At 54.6% G+C, this 20,727-nt stretch carries 16 protein-coding genes, 1 pseudogene and 1 riboswitch; of the genes and pseudogenes, 11 read left to right on the forward strand and 6 right to left on the reverse strand.

Annotated elements, in window-relative coordinates; genetic code table 11:
* The first annotated feature begins 23 nt into the window (after positions 1-23).
* Positions 24-767, forward strand: a complete 744-nt coding sequence (locus tag ACH50O_RS21675) for a response regulator (RefSeq protein ID WP_446809832.1) — start codon at positions 24-26, stop codon at positions 765-767.
* A gap of 111 nt (positions 768-878) precedes the next feature.
* Positions 879-2,369 (forward strand): glucose-6-phosphate dehydrogenase, encoded by a 1,491-nt coding sequence (zwf, locus tag ACH50O_RS21680; RefSeq protein WP_446809833.1) that lies wholly within the window; start codon positions 879-881, stop codon positions 2,367-2,369.
* A 46-nt stretch (positions 2,370-2,415) separates the two neighbouring features.
* On the opposite strand, the gene ACH50O_RS21685 is transcribed toward zwf, so the two are convergent.
* The 3 genes from ACH50O_RS21685 to ACH50O_RS21695 all read right to left on the reverse strand — a co-directional run bounded on the left by ACH50O_RS21685 (position 2,416) and on the right by ACH50O_RS21695 (position 6,415).
* Positions 2,416-3,726 (reverse strand): hemolysin family protein, encoded by a 1,311-nt coding sequence (locus tag ACH50O_RS21685; protein WP_446809834.1) that lies wholly within the window; start codon positions 3,724-3,726, stop codon positions 2,416-2,418.
* Positions 3,727-3,812: 86 nt separating this feature from the next.
* Entirely contained in the window at positions 3,813-4,610 is a 798-nt protein-coding gene (locus ACH50O_RS21690; RefSeq protein ID WP_446809835.1) for a transglutaminase domain-containing protein, read from the reverse strand.
* 104 nt (positions 4,611-4,714) lie between these two features.
* Entirely contained in the window at positions 4,715-6,415 is a 1,701-nt protein-coding gene (locus ACH50O_RS21695) for a glycoside hydrolase family 17 protein (RefSeq protein WP_446809836.1), read from the reverse strand.
* 321 nt (positions 6,416-6,736) lie between these two features.
* Here ACH50O_RS21695 and ACH50O_RS21700 point away from each other — a divergent pair, with 321 nt between their 5' ends.
* The 9 genes from ACH50O_RS21700 (at position 6,737) to ACH50O_RS21740 (ending at position 16,646) form a co-directional block, all read left to right on the forward strand.
* Positions 6,737-7,255, forward strand: a complete 519-nt coding sequence (locus ACH50O_RS21700; RefSeq protein ID WP_446809837.1) for a sigma-70 family RNA polymerase sigma factor — start codon at positions 6,737-6,739, stop codon at positions 7,253-7,255.
* Between the two features lie 127 nt (positions 7,256-7,382).
* A complete protein-coding gene (locus tag ACH50O_RS21705) occupies positions 7,383-8,411 on the forward strand; it encodes a FecR family protein (protein ID WP_446809838.1) in 1,029 nt (342 codons plus the stop codon).
* Between the two features lie 229 nt (positions 8,412-8,640).
* Entirely contained in the window at positions 8,641-11,181 is a 2,541-nt protein-coding gene (locus tag ACH50O_RS21710) for a TonB-dependent siderophore receptor (protein ID WP_446809839.1), read from the forward strand.
* A gap of 282 nt (positions 11,182-11,463) precedes the next feature.
* Positions 11,464-11,539, forward strand: a riboswitch (cyclic di-GMP riboswitch).
* Between the two features lie 97 nt (positions 11,540-11,636).
* Entirely contained in the window at positions 11,637-12,425 is a 789-nt protein-coding gene (locus ACH50O_RS21715) for a hypothetical protein (RefSeq protein WP_446809840.1), read from the forward strand.
* 194 nt (positions 12,426-12,619) lie between these two features.
* Positions 12,620-13,471, forward strand: coding sequence for a hypothetical protein (locus ACH50O_RS21720; RefSeq protein ID WP_446809841.1), 852 nt, complete (start codon positions 12,620-12,622; stop codon positions 13,469-13,471).
* On the forward strand, positions 13,468-14,316 hold the full coding sequence (locus ACH50O_RS21725; protein ID WP_446809842.1) for a hypothetical protein: 849 nt from the start codon (positions 13,468-13,470) through the stop codon (positions 14,314-14,316). The genes ACH50O_RS21720 and ACH50O_RS21725 overlap by 4 nt, the downstream gene beginning before the upstream one ends.
* Entirely contained in the window at positions 14,313-15,632 is a 1,320-nt protein-coding gene (locus tag ACH50O_RS21730; RefSeq protein ID WP_446809843.1) for a sialidase family protein, read from the forward strand. The genes ACH50O_RS21725 and ACH50O_RS21730 overlap by 4 nt, the downstream gene beginning before the upstream one ends.
* Complete coding sequence (locus ACH50O_RS21735; protein ID WP_446809844.1) at positions 15,601-15,960, forward strand: hypothetical protein; 360 nt, start codon at positions 15,601-15,603, stop codon at positions 15,958-15,960. Before ACH50O_RS21730 ends, ACH50O_RS21735 begins: the two co-directional genes overlap by 32 nt.
* 104 nt (positions 15,961-16,064) lie before the next feature.
* Positions 16,065-16,646, forward strand: a complete 582-nt coding sequence (locus tag ACH50O_RS21740; RefSeq protein WP_446809845.1) for a cohesin domain-containing protein — start codon at positions 16,065-16,067, stop codon at positions 16,644-16,646.
* A gap of 1,000 nt (positions 16,647-17,646) precedes the next feature.
* On the opposite strand, the gene ubiH is transcribed toward ACH50O_RS21740, so the two are convergent.
* The 3 genes and pseudogenes from ubiH to ACH50O_RS21755 all read right to left on the reverse strand — a co-directional run bounded on the left by ubiH (position 17,647) and on the right by ACH50O_RS21755 (position 20,716).
* Positions 17,647-18,861, reverse strand: coding sequence for a 2-octaprenyl-6-methoxyphenyl hydroxylase (gene ubiH / locus ACH50O_RS21745; RefSeq protein WP_446809846.1), 1,215 nt, complete (start codon positions 18,859-18,861; stop codon positions 17,647-17,649).
* Between the two features lie 3 nt (positions 18,862-18,864).
* A pseudogene (gene pepP / locus ACH50O_RS21750) lies at positions 18,865-20,173 on the reverse strand (Xaa-Pro aminopeptidase).
* 15 nt (positions 20,174-20,188) lie between these two features.
* Complete coding sequence (locus ACH50O_RS21755; protein WP_446809847.1) at positions 20,189-20,716, reverse strand: UPF0149 family protein; 528 nt, start codon at positions 20,714-20,716, stop codon at positions 20,189-20,191.
* Positions 20,717-20,727: the final 11 nt, after the last annotated feature.

Here is a 20,727-nt window from a genome sequence, read left to right on the forward strand (position 1 = left end):
TATAAAACGCGGAAATCTACACAATGAACAATGACTTTTCGATCCTGATTGCTGACGACAACGAAATCAACCTATGGTTGTTGCGCGAGCAATTGGAGCATTGGACGATGGATATTACGCTGGCTAAAGATGGGCGGGACGCTTGGCGGCTATTGCAACAGCGCTGTTATTCGATCATTTTCTTGGATGTGAATATGCCGTTTTTGAGCGGTTTCGATGTGGCCGAAAAATTACGTACGACCGAAAACTGCAATCGGCTCACGCCGGCAATTGCGGTCACCGCCCACGCCCAGAATCAACAACGAGAACGAGCCATTGAGGCAGGATTTAATGAATGCCTGGTCAAGCCGATTCGCCTGCAGCAATTGGCGCAGTTGTTGGTGCGTTGGCCGCGGCATACCAATGTGGACGCCGATTACTATGCCGGGCAGATCATGCGTAAAGCCCAGGATAATAAGCAGTTGAGCCAATCGTTGTTGGTTAAATTGTTTGCCGAACTACCGGCCTTTCTGCTCGATCTCGATCAGGCCCTGCAAAATAGCCGGATGCAAGAGGCTTGGGATTTAAATCATAAATTGCATGGTACGTTTTGTTTTTACGATTTCGCCGATTGTCTGACGCTAGTGGAGAGCCTGCAAAATGCGTTGGAACAAGCCGACGCCGAGCAGGCGCGGAGATGTTTTGAGGCATTAAAAATAAATCTGCAATGGCTGCTCGACAATCAAAACCTGATTCTGCAACGCCTGATCCCCGTCGACCATTCGTAACGATTTAAGTGTCTGGACGTTAAAGATTACGCCGCCGGGTTCGACTCTCCCGCGCAAATGGTGCAAACTGCAACCGATTCTATCTTGCCAAGACCTTATGAGAGCGTTTTTATGAACACTGAGCCTTGCACTTACGTAATTTTCGGCGCAACCGGCAATTTGGCGCGGCTAAAGCTGATGCCGGGTTTTTATCACCTGGAGTTGGAAAAAAAACTGCCGGAAGACACCCGTATTCTGGCGATAGGCCGCCGTCCGTGGGATAGAGCGACTTGGTTAACGGAAGTAAGAACCTTATTGCTGGAACAGGCTGGGGGGCAACTGGATGAGTCGGTGTTCGCCCGGTTCAGCGAAAGGCTGGACTACCATCGCGGCGATATAGATCAGCTTGAATGTTACCAGTCACTGGCGAAGACCCTGAACGGCCAAGAGCACTTTTCCCGCAATATGGCATTTTATCTGGCGATTGGTCCCAATGATTTTGGTAATGTCATCGAAGCTTTGAGCCAGGTCGAATTGCTGAATGAGGAATATGGCTGGCGACGAGTGATCATCGAGAAACCGTTCGGATACGACCTGGAAAGCGCGCAGGCCTTGCAAAAACGCCTAAGCCGATATTTGAGCGAAGACCAGATTTACCGCATCGACCATTATCTGGGCAAGGGCATGGTGCAGAACGTATTAGTGTTTCGTTTTGCCAATGTGATGCTGGAACCGCTGTGGAATCGTAATTACATCGATCATGTGCAGATTACCCACTCCGAAGAACTGGGCATCGGTAGCCGCGGCGAGTATTACGATAGTGCCGGGGCGATGCGCGATATGTTGCAAAGCCATTTATTGCAATTGCTGACCTTGGTGGCGATGGAACCGCCGGTGTCTATGGATGCCGAGTCGCTGCGCGACGAAAAAGTCAAAGTACTGAAATCCATCCGGCCGATACCTAAATCGGCGGTACATGCCCACGCTTTTCGTGGTCAATATGCCCGGGGTAATATCGCCGGGCAAAAGGTACAGGGGTATCTGGAAGAGGCTAACATACCGGCCGACAGCAGCACCGAGACCTATGCGGCGATGAAGTTGTTAATCGACAACTGGCGCTGGCGCGGGGTGCCGTTTTATCTGCGTACCGGCAAACGCTTGGCCAAGGGGCAGTCGTCCATTGCGATTTGTTTTCGGCATCCGCCGTTTCAATTCTTCCGGGATACTCATGTGCAATGCATGACGCCGAATTGGGTGTTGCTGGGGATTCAGCCCGAAGAATGCATTCGCATTGAAATGACCGTTAAGGAGCCTGGGCTGGAAATGCGCACCCGCACTACTAGTCTGGATGCCAGTTTCCGTAATCCGGACGAGCGTCGGGTCGATGCTTACGAAGATCTGTTGCTGGATGTGATGAAGGGCGACCGCTCGCTGTTTTTGCGTTTCGACGAAGTAGAATATGCTTGGCGCATCGTCGATCCTATCCTGCAAAACTGGGTGACGGAACGGGATTATATCGCCACCTATCCCGCCGGTTCCTGGGGGCCGGAGGAAAGCCGGCGATTATTCGAAAAAGAAGATCAATATTGGCGTAGTTCCTTGATGCCGGAGTGCCAGCCTTAAGCCGAGCTTTCGGCCGGTTGGGGCGAGTTTTCTCGCTCCAACCGGATTATGCCTTGGGATAAACCTGTACCCATTCGATACGCGGACCGTTCATTTCCTTCACGACGATTTCGAAATCGTTGAAGGCTATGCGTTCGCCGTCTTCGGGAATGTCGCGTAATTGCGCCAGGATCATGCCGCCGACCGAATCCACGTCGTCCAGATCCAGTTCTTCGTTTTCGATATCCACGCCCAAAATCCGCTCCAGCGAGAAAATCGGCAGACTACCTTTACCCAGTAAACTGCCGTCGTCCTGACGGGTCCAGTCGCTTTCGGTTTTTCGAAACTCGTCGCGGATCTCGCCGACCATCGCCGAAAGCAAATTATCCAGCGTGATAAAGCCGTGCGGTTTATGGCCTTTCTGGCCGATTACCGCGAAATGCGGCGAGCCTTGGGTGAAGCGCCGAAATAATTCCAGGGCAGGCATGTGTGCGGAGATATGTTGAATAGGCCGTAGGTAAGGTTCCAAATCGTCGATTTGCTGGCCGTGTTGCTGGGCCAAAAACAGATCTTTTAAATGAATAATACCCATCACATCGACGCCGTTGCTGTCGAAATACGGATAACGGCTGAAACAGCTTTTGTAAACCGTATCCAACATCTCCTGTTGCGATTGACCACGGTAGAGTGCGGTGATTTCATGAATCGGCCGCATCAAGTCGGAGACCTCAAGTTTGCCGAAATCCAGGGCCTTGGCCAATACATTGCATTCGTCGCTGGTCAGGTTTTCGCCGGCCCGGCTGGAACGCAGGATCAGTTTGAGTTCTTCGTTGGAATAGTGGCTGTCGTGATTGTGGCCGTCGCTGAGTCCGGCCATACGCAACACCAGATTGGCGCTGCCGTTCAACAACCAGATGGCGGGATACATCAACCAGTACAGCGCATATAGCGGTCCGGCGCTCCAGAGGCCTATGCCTTCCGGATTGCGGATGGCCAGCGATTTAGGCGCCTGCTCGCCGACCACGATATGCAGGAAGGAGATCGTGCAAAATGCAAAAGCAAAAGAGATGTTATGAATGACTTCCGGCGAGGTGATTTCGGCTTTGGCAAACAGCGGGATTAACAGATCGGCAAAAGCCGGTTCGCCGATCCAGCCCAATCCCAGTGAAGCCAGAGTGATGCCCAGTTGGCAGGCTGACAGATAGGCATCGAGTTTTTTATGTACTTTGGCGAGAATTCGGCCGCGCCAGCCTTCGGTTTGTTCGATGGTCTTGATACGGGTCTGCCGTAATTTAACCAGGCTGAATTCGACTGCCACGAAGAAGCCGTTTAAAAATACCAGCAACAAGGCGCAGGCGACCAGAACAAGATTACTCATAGATAAAGCGTTGATTACAGCGGAACCGGCATTATACCGGGAATCGGCGCGATTGCTCGTAGTGTGATGGGATGGCCTTACGCGGATTAATCCGGTGGATCCGCCAAGCGCTCGACATTGGCGGCCATGTGCATCGGATAGAGCGCCGGGCCGAACTGAGTGAAGATGGCCACGTCGGCGGCGTCATGACCGTAAGCGACGATTACCCGGCCGCCGCGCGGTTCGGCTTGCGTAGGGTCGAAGGTATACCAGCGCCCCCCCACATAAGCCTCGAACCAGGCATGAAAATCCATGGGCTGCAAACCGTAGAGATAGCCCACCACCATTCGCGCCGGAATGCACAAAGCCCGGCATAGCGCGATGCCCAGATGGGCGAGTTCGCGGCAGACGCCTTCGCCGGCCATGTTCACTTCCGCTGCCGATAGCTGAAAATGCGGCGAGTCGGGATTGAAACGAATATTTTCGCGTAACCAACAATGGAGTGCCGCGACTTGATCGTAGCCGGGGATGGCGTCGCCGACGATCTCGCGCGCCAGATCGATAAACCGGTCCGATTCGCAATAGCGGGTGGGGATGAGATAGGTTAGCACCGCATCCGGCAGATTTTGTACCTCGGTAAATGGTGCGCCGGGGCAGACGTCGATATGTTCGTTGGTGTGAATATCGGCACTGGTGCGCACGGAAAATTCGCCGGGCGGCGCAATCAGGCGTTGACACAGATTGCCGTAGTAGTCCGTATATTCGAATACCGGCACCGTCGGGTGCAAGGTGTACGACTCCCGGGCCACCCATTGATTGGCGCCGTTGCGCGGCCGCAGCATCAGAATGAAAGGGGTGTCGAGGCTGACATCAAAGGTAATTTCGCAGCTAGTACGCAGCCACATGGTGTTTGTCCTTGTTTGGGTTACCGAAAAGTTCAGCCATATTGGGCAAGCGTCGGTCGGCGCGTTGCCCGAACAGTCGTGTCAGCGTCGATTTCGAATACGCGCTAAGCCTGGGTTTTGCGCGATCCGGCAGCCCAAAACGGGATGGACAGTAGCAGTATACACAGCAGCCAACTGATTAATTGCTGATTATAAAATGTATAACCCAGCGCAACCGGTAAACCTTCGCTAAAGTTCGGATGCGCTTGCCTGAAATCGTAGGCGGCCATGAATTCGTAAGTTTCGCCAAGCACCACGGCAGGTATGCCGAGGCTTAAAAAATAAGCCAGCAGACGATCTCGAGGTGCTTGCAAATCACAGCCGGACAGGCTGTCGAATCGCAAGGACTGCCAATGCAAACTACGCCGAGTCAGCCATAGGCAAGCGCTCAAGCCGCAGACGCCGATGGCCGGAATCGCGAATTGTTCGACCGGAAAACTCAGATACCGGCCGTTGAAGGCCAAGCTGTAAGTTTTATAAAGCGCCAGGAAGGTAAAAAATAGATAAAGGTTTCTTAAACGGCTTGCCAGTACTGGTAGCGTCGGCTGGTTTGCTAAAATTGCATAACAGCGCTGCAGCAATAAGCCGCTCAATAGGGTGTTTGCGGCGATTAGCAGCAGGGTATAAGCCTGTTGCCAGCTACTATAGCTGGTAAACCACAGAAAAGTCGCCAGCGTCACCAGACAAACGCCAAGTATTTGGGCCAGGGTCAAAAAGCCCAGCAGGCGCGGCAGCGGCAGATTCTGCAATTTCTTAAAGTAGACAGCAACCAGCAACAGCCACAGTCCGGTCGCCCAGGCAAAATGTTGCAGCCAGTCTGGATTTTCGTAAACCTGGCCGGTCAGCGGGAATACCGGTTCCCGGTCGATAGTCAGCAAGCCCCAGTTAGCGCCGACCACGCCTTCGTTATGGCTTTTCCAGGGCTGGTTAAACGCTTCGACGATGTTGTAGTCCATGCCGTGACGGTTCGCGACTTCTATCAGGCTGCGGATGAATCGGGTTTCGTTAACCACGCTGGGTATGGCGTGGCCGCGCTGCCGGCCAGCGGCCGGCCAGCCCGATTCGCCGATCAGAATCGGTTTGTTCAAGCCCATGCCGTGGGCTTTGTCTTCGATCTGTTTGACGATTTTCTCCACATGCCCTGCCGCATCGGCAATCGCCACCGGCTCGTCTTCCCAGTAGGGCAGAATGTGCACGGTAATGAAATCCACCTCCCGCATCAGCTGCGGGTATTTCAGATAAATCGACCAGACGTCGGCGTACGACACTGGCTGCTTCACCGCCTGTTTTACCTGGCGGATATAGCCGATCAGCGTATCCACATCCATGTCTTTACGCAGCAGGACTTCATTGCCGACCAGTACCCGCTTCACCACATCGGGATTGGCATTCACCGATTCGATCAGTGCCGCGATTTCCAGCTTATTACTGGCATGACCGTCTCCCAGCCAGCCGCCTTGAATCATTTCCACGCCGTGTTTGCGGGCGAACGCTGGTGTGGGTTGCATGCCGCCCAATATCGAGTAAGTGCGGATGGTATGGGTTTTATCCGCAATCAAGCCCAGGTCGGCGTCGATATGTTCCGGTAGCGGGAATTTCTCTTCTATCGGACTAAAGCCTTCCCGATAGGGCGCAAATGACAAGCTGCGCAGTTTGCCGGACGGCACATCAAGCCCGGCGTCCTGCGGGCGATTCAGGGTCCAGGCTATCGCGCCGTGAATCACGGCAATCACAATAAGGCAGAACAGGAGTTTGGCTGTGCGCATCAAAAAGAGTGGTTAGGCTGGGTGGACGATTACAGGGTTGATACGGATTATACAGTCTTGGCGAGCGGCAAAACTCAAAGTCCGCGGAGATAGTTAGTGGACTATGTTATTTGCCTGGATTGCGGCGCGCTATTTGCCGCGTTTGCAGTCGACGTGCGTGCCATCTTGGCAAGGCTCTACCCGCCAAGCCCCGCGTGCTCAGTAGAATCTATGTTGGTTCAATTGTTGCTTAAGCTCTGGCTCATGGCTGCTTTTTCAAGCGCGTTTGGAGAGCGAGCCGGACTCTGAATTTGACCGAAGCCGCCGACAATTCCTATCCGCATGAGTGCACAACCGTTATCAGATAGAACTGCGTTCTGGACCGAATCCCTGGCGGAGGAGTTATTGCGATTTTTGACCGGGCGTCTGAAATGCCCGGACATCGCAGCCGAGTTGACCCATGACACTTATCTGGGGCTACGGCAGATCGTTGAAAATGCGCCGCCGGACAATACCCGTGCCATGGCGTTTCGGATTGCGATCAATCTGGCTGTGGATCATCAACGTAAAGCCATGGTCAGGGATAGATTCGGCACCGACGCGGATTTCGAAATGCTGGCCGAAACCATTCCCGGCGATGCGGCGCAGCCGGAGCGGATTTTGATCGGCCAACAGCGCCTGGAGGCCTTACAGCTGGCCCTGGCTGAATTGCCGCACGCTAGCCGTAACGTATTTTTGTTGCACGGCGTCGATAGGCTTACCTATGACCAAATTGCCCTGCGCTTGGGGATATCCAAATCGCAGGTCAATAAATTATTGGCTCAAGCCATGTCCCATTGCGCGCGCAGGCTTGCTGATTGAACCAAAGCCTTTCCAGTCGATTATTGCCAACGGAATGCCAACATCTCCCCAGCCGCGGATTTTTTGTATGATCGTTTTCGCGCTTCACACGTCTTAATATGTAATGCCATGTCAAATTGGAGATCGAATGTCCGCGCCCGAAACATCCGCTAACGTAAACCTGCAAGACCAGGCCATAGGCTGGTTGGTCTGCCTGCGCGACGATAGCTTGAGCGACGAACAACTCGATGCATTTGCGGATTGGCTGGCTCGGGACCCCAGTCATGCCGAAGCCCTTGCCGCCGTGGAAAATCTATTCAGCGACATGGTTGCCGCCGGCAGTTTATTGACAGCGGCCACACCGGAAACTCCCAGGCCGATGGCAGTCTGTCACGCTGCAAAACGACCGCGGCCCAAAGTCTCGCGTTCTGCCGGACCATATCGGCCGTGGTTGGCTGCCGGCTTAGGCATGGCTGCGGTTTGTTTATTGGCAATCGGCCTGATCATGCCTCGGCAATCGCTTCTGTTCAGCGATTATTTAAGCGATTACCGCACGCAGACCGGCGAAATCCGCGACATTCAACTCAGCGACGGCAGCCGTATGCTTATGAACACCAATAGCGCTATTTACGTGGACTATACCGCCGATGTTCGGCGGATTGTGTTGCTCCATGGGCAAGTGCGATTCACGGTTGCCAAGGATGGCCGGCGGCCTTTTGAGGTGAAGACCGACGAATTGACGGTTCGTGCTTTGGGTACGGTGTTTGAAGTCTATAAAGCCGCGGCAGAACAGACGCTGGTGACTGTGCAGGAGCATACCGTAGCCGTGCTGGCTAATAAGGACAGTCGCCGCGCCGATAGCGTGACCGTCGCCGAAGGACAAGGCTTAAGTTATAAAGCCGGCCTGCCTCTGCCGCATCCGCAAGCTGCGAGCTTGGAACAGACGGCTTGGCAACAGCATCGGCTGGTGATCAACGATAGGCCTCTAGCCGAACTGGTAAGCGAATTGGAGCGTTATCGGTTCGGCCGAATTTTTTTAGCCGATGCCGCGCTTAAAAATTTACGGGTGACCGGGGTGTTTTCGCTCGATACGCCGGACGAGGCGCTTGCCGCGGTGGGCAAGGCATTGGCCCTGCGGGAAATCCGCGTTGGTCCCTGGGTTTTGTTGCATCGCTAGATTACGCCACGCAGCCATTTTCTCCATGTGGTGCCGACTTCGGTATCAGCCGGTTCCGTCTTCGCTCCATAAAACACTTCGTTCCGTTCTATTCGAAAATGCCGCGCGTAGCGCTATGGTTCGACCACCGCTTTTGCTCAAGCAAAAAAAATTTAAATTTTTTGTGATCGATTTTTGTGCTCAAACGACTTCTATGTTGAGAAACAGTTTTTTTCAGGTAGGAAGAATTTTGAGAGCACAGATCACCCGGTTGAATTACCAGTTTACGAGCGGCGCTTGGCAGGCTGTGTATCTCTGGTATGCCCTGAATGCCAGGGAAATACGCGCCAATAGAGCAGGTATCGATACCTTGCTGCTGATTTGGCTGGCATTGACTTGCGGCTCGCTGAGCAGCGGTGCGGCACGCGCCGAGGCAATTGCACGGCATTTTAATATTCCCGGTCAGTCGCTGAACAATGCACTGATTCAATTTGCCGCCGAAACTCAATTGAAGCTGATTTTTTCTGCGGACATGCTGCGCGGTGTCGTCAGTCCTCACCTGAGCGGCGATATGTCAATCGAACTGGCCTTGCAACGCTTGCTGCAAAACAGCGGCTTTAATTATCGGTTTATCGATGCCGATACGGTGACGTTGGAGCCTGCCCCGGTTTCGAGTAAGCCGCCGACGCCCAGTCCGGTGACCTTGCAGGCGTTGACGGTGTTTGGTAGCCAGCCTAAGCAAGTTGATCCGACGATTTGGGCCGGCAAGATTGAAGAATTGCCCGGCTCGTATGCCGTCAGCCGTATCAGTAGCGCAACCCGCACCGACACGCCACCGAAGCAGATTCCGCAATCCGTGCAGGCGATCAAGCGCGAGTTGCTCGACGATCAACAAAATATCACCGTCGGAGAAACATTAAGCAATGTCAGTGGCGTGGTGTCGCGCAATGTGCTGTACACCCCGGTCATGGAAGGCACACTAATACGCGGCTTTCGTTCCGAACAACTGCTGGACGGTTTTACCCAGTACTACAACCCCGGTGACCGGGAAAGCACGATCAATATCCAAAGAATCGAAGTATTGAAAGGTTCCAACGCCGTGCTGTACAGCGGCGGCTCGGGCTCGCCGGTGGGCGGCGTGATTAATCTGCTTTCCAAATTGCCGCAAGCCAAAGCCTTCGGCGAAGCCGGGGTGAAAATCGGCAGCAACAGCTTTTATCAGCCGTTTCTCGATGTCAATCAGCCGCTAACCGACAATATCCGCTTGCGCTTCAGCGGCGAATATACCAATGCCAGGCACGATATTGATGTAATCGAAACTCAACGCTTTAACATCAACCCCGCGCTGGTATTCACGGATAACGATAGGACTCGCTTGACCATCCAAGGCAAGTTGTCGCGCTGGCAGCAGCCGGAATATCAGGGGCTGCCGGCGACAGGCAGCGTTGCCGGCAGCTTTCGAGCGGGCAGAAATGTCTTTCTTGGGCCTGGCGATTTACCCGATAGCCGCTCGGAGTCGGCGGCGGTTTGGGCTTCAGTGGAACATCGAATCGACCGTATTTGGCAGTGGTCACTGAAGGCGCGTCTGGCTCGTTCGGAATTCGACGAAAAAATTCAGACCTTGTTTGGTGCTGACGGCTTTGTCGCGGATCGGCCCTTGCTGGAGGACGCCAATTGGGCCTTGGTCAATGCCGAGCTGTTTCAAGAGCAGCAGGAACGCAGCGTCCTGGGCAATTTACTGGCTAAATTTCAGCTGGGACCGACTGATAATCAGCTGCTGATCGGCGTCGACCACAGCGAATTGAACGATGCCGGCTTTGTCGATGGCGATTTCGGTCCGTTGGGTTTGGGTGCCGGCATCGTCGATCTGCGTTCGCCAACTTTTGGCGGTGCTTATCAAGCGCCGGGGCCGGGAGTAAACAATCAGTTCATACAAAACGTCACTTATGGGGCTTATGCGCAATGGCAAAGTACGCTGTACGAGCGATTACATTTACTGAACGGCTTACGGTTAAGCGACGTCGCAATCGATTTCAATAACACCCGGACCGGTCTCGGCGCCCGAACCGATACCTTGAAATGGCTGCCGCGCGTGGGAGCGGTGTTCGATCTGAATTCGGAAATTTCCTGGTTTATCAGCTATAGCGGAGGCATGCGCGGCCAGCCGTTCGTGAATTTTGTCGATGCCCCGCTGCCGGAGTTGTCTCGACATCTGGAAACCGGTTTTAAGTTTGATGTTGCGAAACAGTTTAGCGGGCAATTAGCGCTCTATCAGATTGATCGCAGTCAGGTAGCGGTTACCGATAACAGCGATGTTTTGCGACGTTCGCTGGCTGCCGGCCGGCAGCGTTCGCGCGGCATCGAAGCGGATTTGCTCTGGCAGCCGCTGGAAGGTCTGAATCTGTTGGCCAATTACGCCCATACCGATGCCAGCTTCGTCGATGACAAGGCCGGCGTGGCGATCGGCAATCGCCTGGCACTGGTGCCGGAAGATAGCGGGCGGATTTGGGCCAATTATCGTTTGCTATGGGGTGAGTTTGCCGGACTTAGTTTGGGCTTTGGGGTTTATTTACGCAGCGGTGCGTATCTGTCGAACAACAATGACTTCAAAACCGCTGGTTATCACAGTTTCGATGCCGCTTTGGCTTACGAAACCGCGCATTTCAAATGGGCGGCTACCGTGAAAAACCTCAGCGATAGCGATTATTTTCAGCCTTACGGCTATTTCGACGGTCGCGTGGCTGCGGCGCAGGGCCGGGCCGCTTATCTGACATTTTCGATGAGGTATTGAATGCGATAAGAGTTAACGCTTGACGGGCTGCGTGGCCTGAAAAATTTAACAGTAGCCAAGTCGTCCTGGTAATCGTGTGCGGCGTTGTTTTGCCGTTAGATGATTGTCGGCCGTTTACATGCATTTTGGCGATGTGTTCGGTCCGGTTTGGCGGGCTGTATGTTTAAGCGTCGGCGCCTAGCCGGGTCGGCTCAGGCTATGAACGGCGTGTAGCCGAAAAAACTCAACACAGGAGCACAAGGACTTTAACGCTCAAGGATCCGAGCACTGTCGCCGGGAACGCGACATCCCTGCCACATCCGCCGCGAGACGGAGCCGGAAAACCGCGGGTCTGCATGCAGACAGCCGGGTTGCCTCAACAACAAAGAATTCAATTGGGTGCGGACAACAAGCATCTGTTGGGCATTATGTTGCTGGGAAATTTTTCAACCAAAACCACTTTTTAAGGATAAAACATGATTGCTTTGAAAACCCATGGCTTGAAACTCGCGTCCGCCAGTATGCTGGCATTTACAGCCCTGACCGGCTTGTTGGCGCCGGCTGCCGCCAGCGCCGCGTTAGTTAGCGGAGACGCCACGATTACAATCGATAACACTGCGTTCAGCACCGCAAGTAGCGGTTTCATTATCGAGCGATTTTACGATGCCGGCTATAACACTACCCCGGCGGCTAACCTGACCGCCAGTAACGGCACGGCAAATACTAACCATATGCTGTTTCCGGTGAACGACAATCCCACCAAAATCGGCTATGCCGGCAACCGCAGCAAGCAAGCTACAACCATGGATACCAATAACACCGCAGTCGGCCAAATCGGCTTGAGCGGGGCATTCCGGATGACCAGTTCAATTTTCGGTACTTTGCAGCCTTACGATTTTACATTGCAGAAATTTTCCGGCATTTGGAATCTGGTTACCCACGATACCGGTTTTGGCGCCACCACCTTTTTGCAATTGACCAACGTCAGCGAATCCGTAAACAGCAGCGGCGAGTTACATTTGGATGGCGACTTGATCTTTGGCGGCGGCGTTGGTCCAACCACTTCACCCAGCGCATTTTTCCTGACCTGGAGTTCGTTTTTGACCAATTACGGTGCCACGGTCTCGCCAAACGCCATCGTTGGGCATCTTAGCTTGAATGCGCCGGCAGCCGTGCCGGTGCCGGGCGCCGTTTGGCTGTTCGGCAGTGCGCTACTGGGTTTGATGGGCTGTAATCGCCGTAAAGTTAGCGCTTTGTCGGCCTAAACCCCAGCGTCTCGGACGGGTCGCTTAACGCGTGCGCGCGTCCCGAGTGTGTTTTCGGTTCGCCAGGATAGGGACAGGCGAACCGAAAAAATCAATAACTACCTTCGCGAACGGCGCTCCGCGATTTCATCCGGCTCAAAGCAGCCGGATTCCCGGGTGGCGTGCCTTCGTTTTCCCGTAATAGAGAACAGACTATGAACATCACTAACTATCAGCTGCGATACTGTTGTCTGGCCGTACTTACGCTGGTTATCATCGGTATGACTGGTAATGCGCGGGCTGCCAGCGTCAGCGGCGGCGCCCTGATCCTGAGTCTGGATCGCGACGCATTGATCGCCGGCGTGATTCAGGATACCTACCCCGACACGCCACGTGCCAGTTTCCCGATTTGCTGCCGGCCATCGCTTTATCTTGAAGAATTTTACGCGGCCTCGGCTGCCGACAAGACCTTCTTTCAGCTTCGTGACGAAAACACACCGGATTTATACGACAGCGTTTCCGATGAAATTTCGGCTGTGGGTCTGCAATTTCAGGTCAACGGCAGTCATGTTGCCGCCAATCCGGCCGGCCGCAAAAACCAGGCAACGACCTTTAGCTTTGATCCCGCCAATTTGAGCGGCAGCGCTACCGGCGCAATCGGTTTGGGCGGGGCGATGCGTTATCGAGTGGACGTCACTCCGCCCGCGAACCGCGTGCTACTTGGTGATATGACTCTGGAATACGACCCAACGCTGGTCGATGTGGCGACGGGGCGCTCCGGCTGGGTGTTGATGAACCACCTCGGGTTTCGGATCAGCGGCTTCGATCTGTTCGATGTCGATACGCAGCTTACCGGCGATACCTTGAGTCTTTCCGGCGGCCTGGGACTAGGTGCGGGTTTTGATCATCTGGGCGGCATTCGCGACTATCGCGTCGGTACTTTCAGTTTGCAGACTACCGTGGTGCCTGTGCCGGGCGCGGTCTGGCTGTTTGCGAGCGGTTTGTTGGGGCTGGGCTTGGCCGGGAAACGCAAGCGTCGATTAATTGATTTTTGGAGAACGGCATGAACACTTTCAATCCGCATCGTTTTAAAGTCCTGTTTCTACTGGCGACGGCAGGGTTTGCGTATCTGCTGCCGGCCGCGGCCAAAGCCGCCCTGCTGAACGCCAGTAGCGGGGGCACGTTCACGATGAATATGGATCGCGAGGCAATGGCCGCCTTTATCGGCGGCAATAGCAGCAACCCCGGCCATTTTCTGGTGCACTACTACGACACCCAGGAATCGGATTACCTGACCCGTAGCGATTCCTCGTTTTACCTGGGCAACAGCAGTCGCACCGAAATTCCCGCGCAAAATTTGGTACACGACATAACCCCCATTAGTGCGAGTAATCCCGGCGGGCAGGCGCCGAATCGGTACGTCAAATCGACCAGTCCCGATTTTGCCATCGATTCCCAAACTTTGGCCGGTACCGGCGTCATGGGAATGACCGGTGTGGAGTTGTACCGGGGGCGTTATGGGGGATCGCTGATTTACGGCGACTATACCTTGCAATACAACCCGGATATGCGCCAGGAAGTCTGGGATTTTTTTGGGATCAACGGTACGCCGGGCGGCTGGTATTTACAGAACAATATCAGTTTCCCGGCGGCGGTCTATGAGTTGGACCATTTAAATCTGATCTATACCAATGCCGATAACTGGCAGCTTAGCGGCGACTTGCTGCTGACGCCGGAAAATGCCGGCTTGGTGCAGGGCGTGCGTTTGACCGACGTCGGCGATTTTTGTCTGGGCGTCGGCAGTTACGCCGGTTGCGGGCAAATCAGTTCGGTGCCGCTGCCTGGGGCAGCTTGGCTGTTTGTTGGCGGCTTGCCGATGTTATTACGCAAGCGCGTGGGAGTACCGTCATGAATTCTATCCCCTCATTGCGCTTATTGGCGGTGCTGGCCGTTGGACAGTTGTCTTTTCCGGTCGGCGCCGCACCTTCGCAATATAGCTTCGGTCCTTATACCAGCGTGCAGATAAATGTCGACGCCGCCGGTCAAAACATCGTCGGCGATGCCGCGAATGAGCCGACCATCGCTTTTGATCCGAACAATCCGGAGCGTTTGGTCGCAGGTTGGAAGCAGTTCGATTCGATAATGTCCGGCAATCGTCAAGGCGGTTGGGCCTATAGCGACGACGGCGGCAAAATCTGGCAGTTTCCGGGCGTGTTAACGCCGGGCGAGCAGCGCACCAATATCATGGTGGATGTGGATTCCTCCGGCCGGTTTTATTACCAAAGCCTGCATTACGATCCGACCGGAAATTTTGCCCAGGACGTGCAGGTCGCCAAATCGGTGGATGGCGGCGCCAGTTGGGAGGCGCCAGTCTATGCGCATGGGGAAGGGGCCGACAAAGGCCGAATAGGGATAGACCGCAGCGGCACCGCCAGTGACGGCCATATATATCTGCATTGGCGGGAAGGGCTGGACGACCGGCATTTCACCCGTTCCACCAATCAGGGCGCGTCGTTTGACGAATCGGTGGCGATACCGGGCCGACCGTCGTTCGGCACCATCGCGGTCGGTCCGGAAGGGCAAGTGTATATCGGTGGACGTACCGAACAAGGCAGTTTGTCGGGCGTTAAGGTGGTCTACGATACCTATTTGTTCTCCACCTCGTTGAATGCGCGCGACGCATCGGCGGCACCGAGCTTCACCACGCAGAACATCGATTTGGGCGGCGCACCGGTGATGTTTTTGTATCAAAACAATCCGAACCAAATCGGCCCCAACGGCGATGTGCAAGTCGGTGTCGACCATTCCAACGGCCCGTTGCGCGGCAATATCTATGTGCTGGCGTCAGTTGATCCGGCCGGCGTGGACAACCAGGATATCAAGTTCATCCGCAGCAGCGACGGTGGCCAGACTTGGTCGGCACCCATCCGTATCAACGACGACGCGGCGCATCTCGATGCCTACCAATGGTTTGCGATGCAGGGCGTGGCGCCCAATTCGCGGATCGACGCTGTCTGGTACGACACCCGCGCCAGTTTGCAGCCTGGCATATCGCAGTTGTATTACGCCTATTCCTGGGACGGCGGCGTGACTTGGAGCCAAAACCGTGCGGTGACCGGGCCGTTTAGCACGCATCTCGGTTACCCGCTCGGCGCGCAAAAAATCGGCGATTACAGTCATTTGGTATCCGATGCCAATGGCGCGCACATCGCTTATACCGCCACTTAACAATGGCGAGCAGGATGTGTATTACCTGAACGTGTTTCCGGATTGTAACAACAACGGCAAATCGGATGTGCTGGATATTCAAAACCGGCTCAGCGGCGATACCAACTTCAATCATCTACCGGATAGCTGCGAGAACATCAGCGTAAAAGGCGATCTGGACGGCGACCGCGATGTCGATCAATTGGATTTGAATGTGATCTTGGCGGCGCGCAATAAACCGGCATCCGGCGTGAATGATCCACGCGATCTGGACAAAAACGGCGTGATCAATGCATTGGATGTACGCAAGCTGACTTTGGTATGTACGCGGTCCCGCTGTGCAGTTTAAGCGGGGCCGGTAATCGATTTTTCCAGCCGGACTTACGAACCGAAAGTGTTCCGTCATTCCCGCGCACACGGGAATCCAGGATGCCGAATTAAGGATAAACAACGATGATTAAACAACTAAAAGCCGGCCTTGCCGGTATAGCCTTATGCGCCGCTAGCGGCATTGCCGATGCGTCAATTGATTTACGTTTTGCGCCGCTTAGCCAAACCGCCGATGCCATCGAGATCGGCCTGAGAATTTCCGGCTTGGGTGACGATGCGTTGGGAACGTATGATTTCAATATTCAGTTCGACCCAACACATTTGGCGTTCGCCAGCGTGGCTTTTGGCGATCCATTTTTGGGCGACGAACTGGATGTGTTTGATTTAGGTGGAAACAGTGTCGCCGCCGATTTGCTGGCTCCCGGCGTGCTGAACCTGTTCGAGTCGTCCTTGGACGAGCCGGCGGATTTGCAAGCCCTGCAAGCCGATAGCTTTACGTTGGCGATCATCCGCTTCAATGTGCTGAGCAGCGGTAGCAGTGAGCTTGAATTACTGATTAACAGTTTGGCGGATGCTGGGGGTGATGCCTTATCGGCAAACACCGCGCCGCTTACCGTCAACCCGGTCGCCGCCGTGCCATTGCCGGGTATGTTCTGGCCGATGGTTGCTGGGTTTTGCGTGGCGTTGAAGCGGCTTAGGGTTTAGTAAATAGATCTGGGATGAAGAAAACCGTAATCCAGGGGCAACTTTAGGAATATTCCGAATTTTGTTGCAGATCATTTGATCTAGTTGTTAAGCATGTGTTTGAGTGATATACGGAAACTTTATAATCACTTGATTGGCTATGAATGGAGGGTATCTTGAAAATCAAGGTTAGACTGGTCCTTTCGCTTCTTGCCGCCACTTCAGTTGTCGTTACTGCAGGAGAGGCGTCGGAGTTCTCTCAATATTCATCGTGTCCGAGGCCACCTGTAGGAAGCGTCACAGGTGCTTGCGAAGTAAGAAACAAGCGTACGGCGGAAGTTTTGATCGACAATACACAATCGCCGTACGTCATCCATAAATGGTGGTCGTGTCTTCAATCTGCCCAGCATCTGCCGTGCGGATGCAGTGCAGACGCGCAATTCATTGGAGCGTTCATATTCGAATGGAAGCAAGAAATAGACGTGAACCTCGCTTCATTGCGGAAGTTGCTGTCGCCGCGAGACCGCGCCGCTCTCGATGAGGAACAGAAGGCTTGGGAACGTGCAGTAGTGCGCGGGCAGAAGTCGCGAGATTCCTCTCCTCGACCCTTCGGTTCCCTTTATCTTATCTACTCCGTGATCGCCGATGAGGCACCATACAGTGAACGAGCAATTGAGTTGGCGTGCCGAGTAGAGAAGTTTTCCGTGCCGCATTCAGCGGAGCCTAGTCAGTAAAGCCTCTTGGGTCACGGTGCGCGGTAGAGTTCCCTGACATATCCAAAAGCTAGTATTGAAATGTCACATAACTGCTTAGGCGGCAATGTGATCAACAGTTGCGGTTTTTCGGGACTATTCCCGATCACCCAACTTAGGCAAGCGATCCGCCAAACCCATCGCATGCCGCGTGAGCAGCCTGGTAGTGCCGGGTGCGCGTTAGTGTTCCCTGACATATCCAAAATCTATTATTGAAATGTCACGTAACCGCTTAGGCGGCAATGTGACCTACGCTTGCTGATTTGGAGTTATTCCCGATCACCCAACTTAGGCAAACGACCCGCCAAACCCATCGCATGTCGCGTAAGCAGTTGTTTAGCAAACGGCAGATGGTCCAGCAAGGTCAGACCGGCGTTGCGGACGGCGGCCAGGGGTAAATTGTCGTTGGAGAACAGCTTCACCACACTATTCGTAAAGCCTATGGTTTTGCCGTGATCTTGTTGACGTTGCCGGCTGTAGTTTTTCAGCAGGCGGGCATCACCCAAATCGCCATTACGCTCGTGTTGATCGAGCAGCATTTCCGCCAGTAAGGCCACATCGCGTATCCCCAGGTTAAAGCCTTGGCCGGCCACCGGATGCAGTTGATGCACGGCGTTGCCGATGATGACGGTGCGGCCGGAGACCATGCTTTCGGCGCGGATCAGGCTTAACGGAAACGCTCGGCGCGGCGCGGCTAGTTTTAGTTCGCCCAAGCGGTAACCGAAGCAGTTTTGCAGTTCGGCGAGAAATTCGCGGTCGCTGACGTTAATCAGGGTTTCGGCTTGCTCGTGCGTGCGTGTCCACACCACCGCCGATTGTTTACCTGCCACCGGCAGCATGGCCAGCGGGCCGAATTCGGTAAAGCGTTCGAAGGCGATATTGCGATGCGGCAGTGCCGATTGCACGGTGGTGACCAGCGCGGTTTGGCCGTATTCGGTGACTTGCTGTGGAATCTCCAGCAGCTTGCGCACCGTGGAATTACCGCCGTCCGCGCCGATCAGCAATTGCGCGCTGACGTTCAAGGAGCTACCGTCATGCTGTTTCAAACTGACATTTACGGCGTCGCGGCCGGACATCAAGCCGGCGACTCGGGTTTGATACAAGCAAACCGTGTCGGTTTTTTCGACCAGATCGGCCATATGCTGTTCGATGTCGCGGGCGACGATTACGTAACCCAATGCTTCCACGCCCTGATCTTCGGCGGCGAGCCGGGTTTTCCCAAAATGGCCGCGATCCGAGACGTGGATATGTTTGATGGCGGTAGCTTTGTCGGCTACGCCGCGCCAGGCGCCCAAGTCATTGAGTAGTTCCACGGTGCCGGCTGCCAAAGCCAACGCGCGGTCGCCGGCCGGCGAGTGTCGCAGTTGTTCGCGGCTATTGGTTTCGACCAAGGCGATCTTCAAGCCGCTGTTTTTCAGCGCCAGGGCCAGACAGTTACCGGCAAGGCCGGCGCCGACAATGATCAGGTCAAAATCGTGTTGCATTGCTTAGCCCGCCATCAAGGCTTCGATGTCGGCAACGGCTTTGGGAACACCATGCGTGAGAATCTCGTGGCCGTCTTTGGTTACCAAGACATCGTCTTCGATGCGAATGCCGATGCCGCACCATTGTTTGTCCACTGTTTCGCAGTCGGCCTGGCACGTAAAGTCCGGGTTCCACGGTTAACACCATGCCGGGTTCCAGCAGACGCCATTCGTCCTTGATCTTGTAATCGCCGACGTCATGCACGTCCATCCCCAGCCAGTGGCCGATGCGATGCATGTAAAACTGTTTGTATTTTTCGTCCTTGATCAGCTTTTTGGGTTTGCCTTTTAACAGGCCTAGTTCAATCAGGCCTTTGGTCAGGGTTTCCACCGAGGCGTCGTGGGCTTTGTTCCAGGGATTGCCGGGTTTGATTTCAGCTAGGGCGGCGGCTTGGGCGTCCAGCACCAGTTGGTACAGCAGCTTTTGCGGTTCGCTGAATTTACCGGATACCGGAAAAGTGCGGGTGATGTCGGCGGCGTAATGGTCGCATTCCACGCCGGCGTCGATCAGCAGTAAATCGCCTTTGTTCAGCTTGTCCTTGTTTTCGACGTAATGCAGCACGCAGGCGTTCTTGCCGCCGGCGACGATGGAGGGATAAGCCACCGCGCGCAGGCCGTCCTGAATGAATTCGTGGATCAATTCGGCTTCGATTTGATATTCGTATAAGCCGGGTTTGCAGGCCTGCATGGCGCGAATATGCGCCTTGGCCGATACTTCGCCGGCGCGGCGCATCAATTTCAGTTCTTCGGCGCTCTTGAACAAACGCATTTCGTGAAGGATATGTTCCAGCGACACCAGTTCGCCCGGCGCGGTGACGCCGGAACGCGACTGCTTGCGGATGTGGTTGATCCACTCCAGTAGTTTGTGGTCCAAATCGCTGTCCTTGCCCATCGGGTAGAACACTTTGCTTTTGTTTTCCAGCATGCCGGGCAGGATGTCGTCCAGATCGTCGATCGGGAAAGAATCGTCGGCCTCGTAGTGCTTGGTGGCGCCTTCCAGGCCGGCGTGGGCGCCTTCCCACAAGGCTTTTTTCTCGTCGAACTCGCGGCAGAACAGGATGTATTCGCCTTGCTCGCGACCGGGGATGAATACGGCCATCGATTCGGCTTCGTTAAAGCCGGTCAGATAGTAAAAGTCGCTGTCCTGGCGGAACGGGTAGTGAACGTCGCGGTTGCGGGTACGCTGCGGCGCGCTGGCAATGATGGCAATATTGCCCTTGCCTATTTGTTTCATCAGGCTGGCGCGGCGTTTTTTGAATTCGCTTTGTTTCATGGGCTGTCAGCTTAATTAATGCGTCTGCGATTGATTGAGTTCGGCAAACTGGTCGCGGACGGTAAACACCGCCGCGCGGACGTATTCGCGAATTTCGATTAAGGCATTTTCGTCGTCTTCGTCGCCGACCTCGGCGTCGATTTTGGTCAGTTCTATCATGTCGCGCATCACTTCGGCAGTATCGCCCGGCCAGTCGGCCCCGGTCTGCGCATAACCCACGCCGAACAGAAAACCCTGGCACCAGTTGCGCAAGGCTTCCACTTGTTCGTCCAGCGGATCGTCTTCGTCCGGCATCAGCAAATCGAAGGCAAATTCGTCGTTCTGATTTTCCAACAACTCCCGGGTTTTTTCGAACACGCCATGCAGTAAGGACTTGTCTTCGTCGAACAATTGATTTTCGTCGTCTATCAGTTCGCGTAGCCAGTTTTCCGCATCGGCGCGGATTTCGACACAGAGCATGCCCGCCGCAATACCGTGCGCTTCCGCAGCGCCGATATCGGCATCGTATTGCTCCAAAATTGCTTCAACCGCACGGTAGGTCATTTGATCTTTGT

The sequence above is a fragment of the Methylomonas sp. 2BW1-5-20 genome (genome assembly GCF_052474515.1).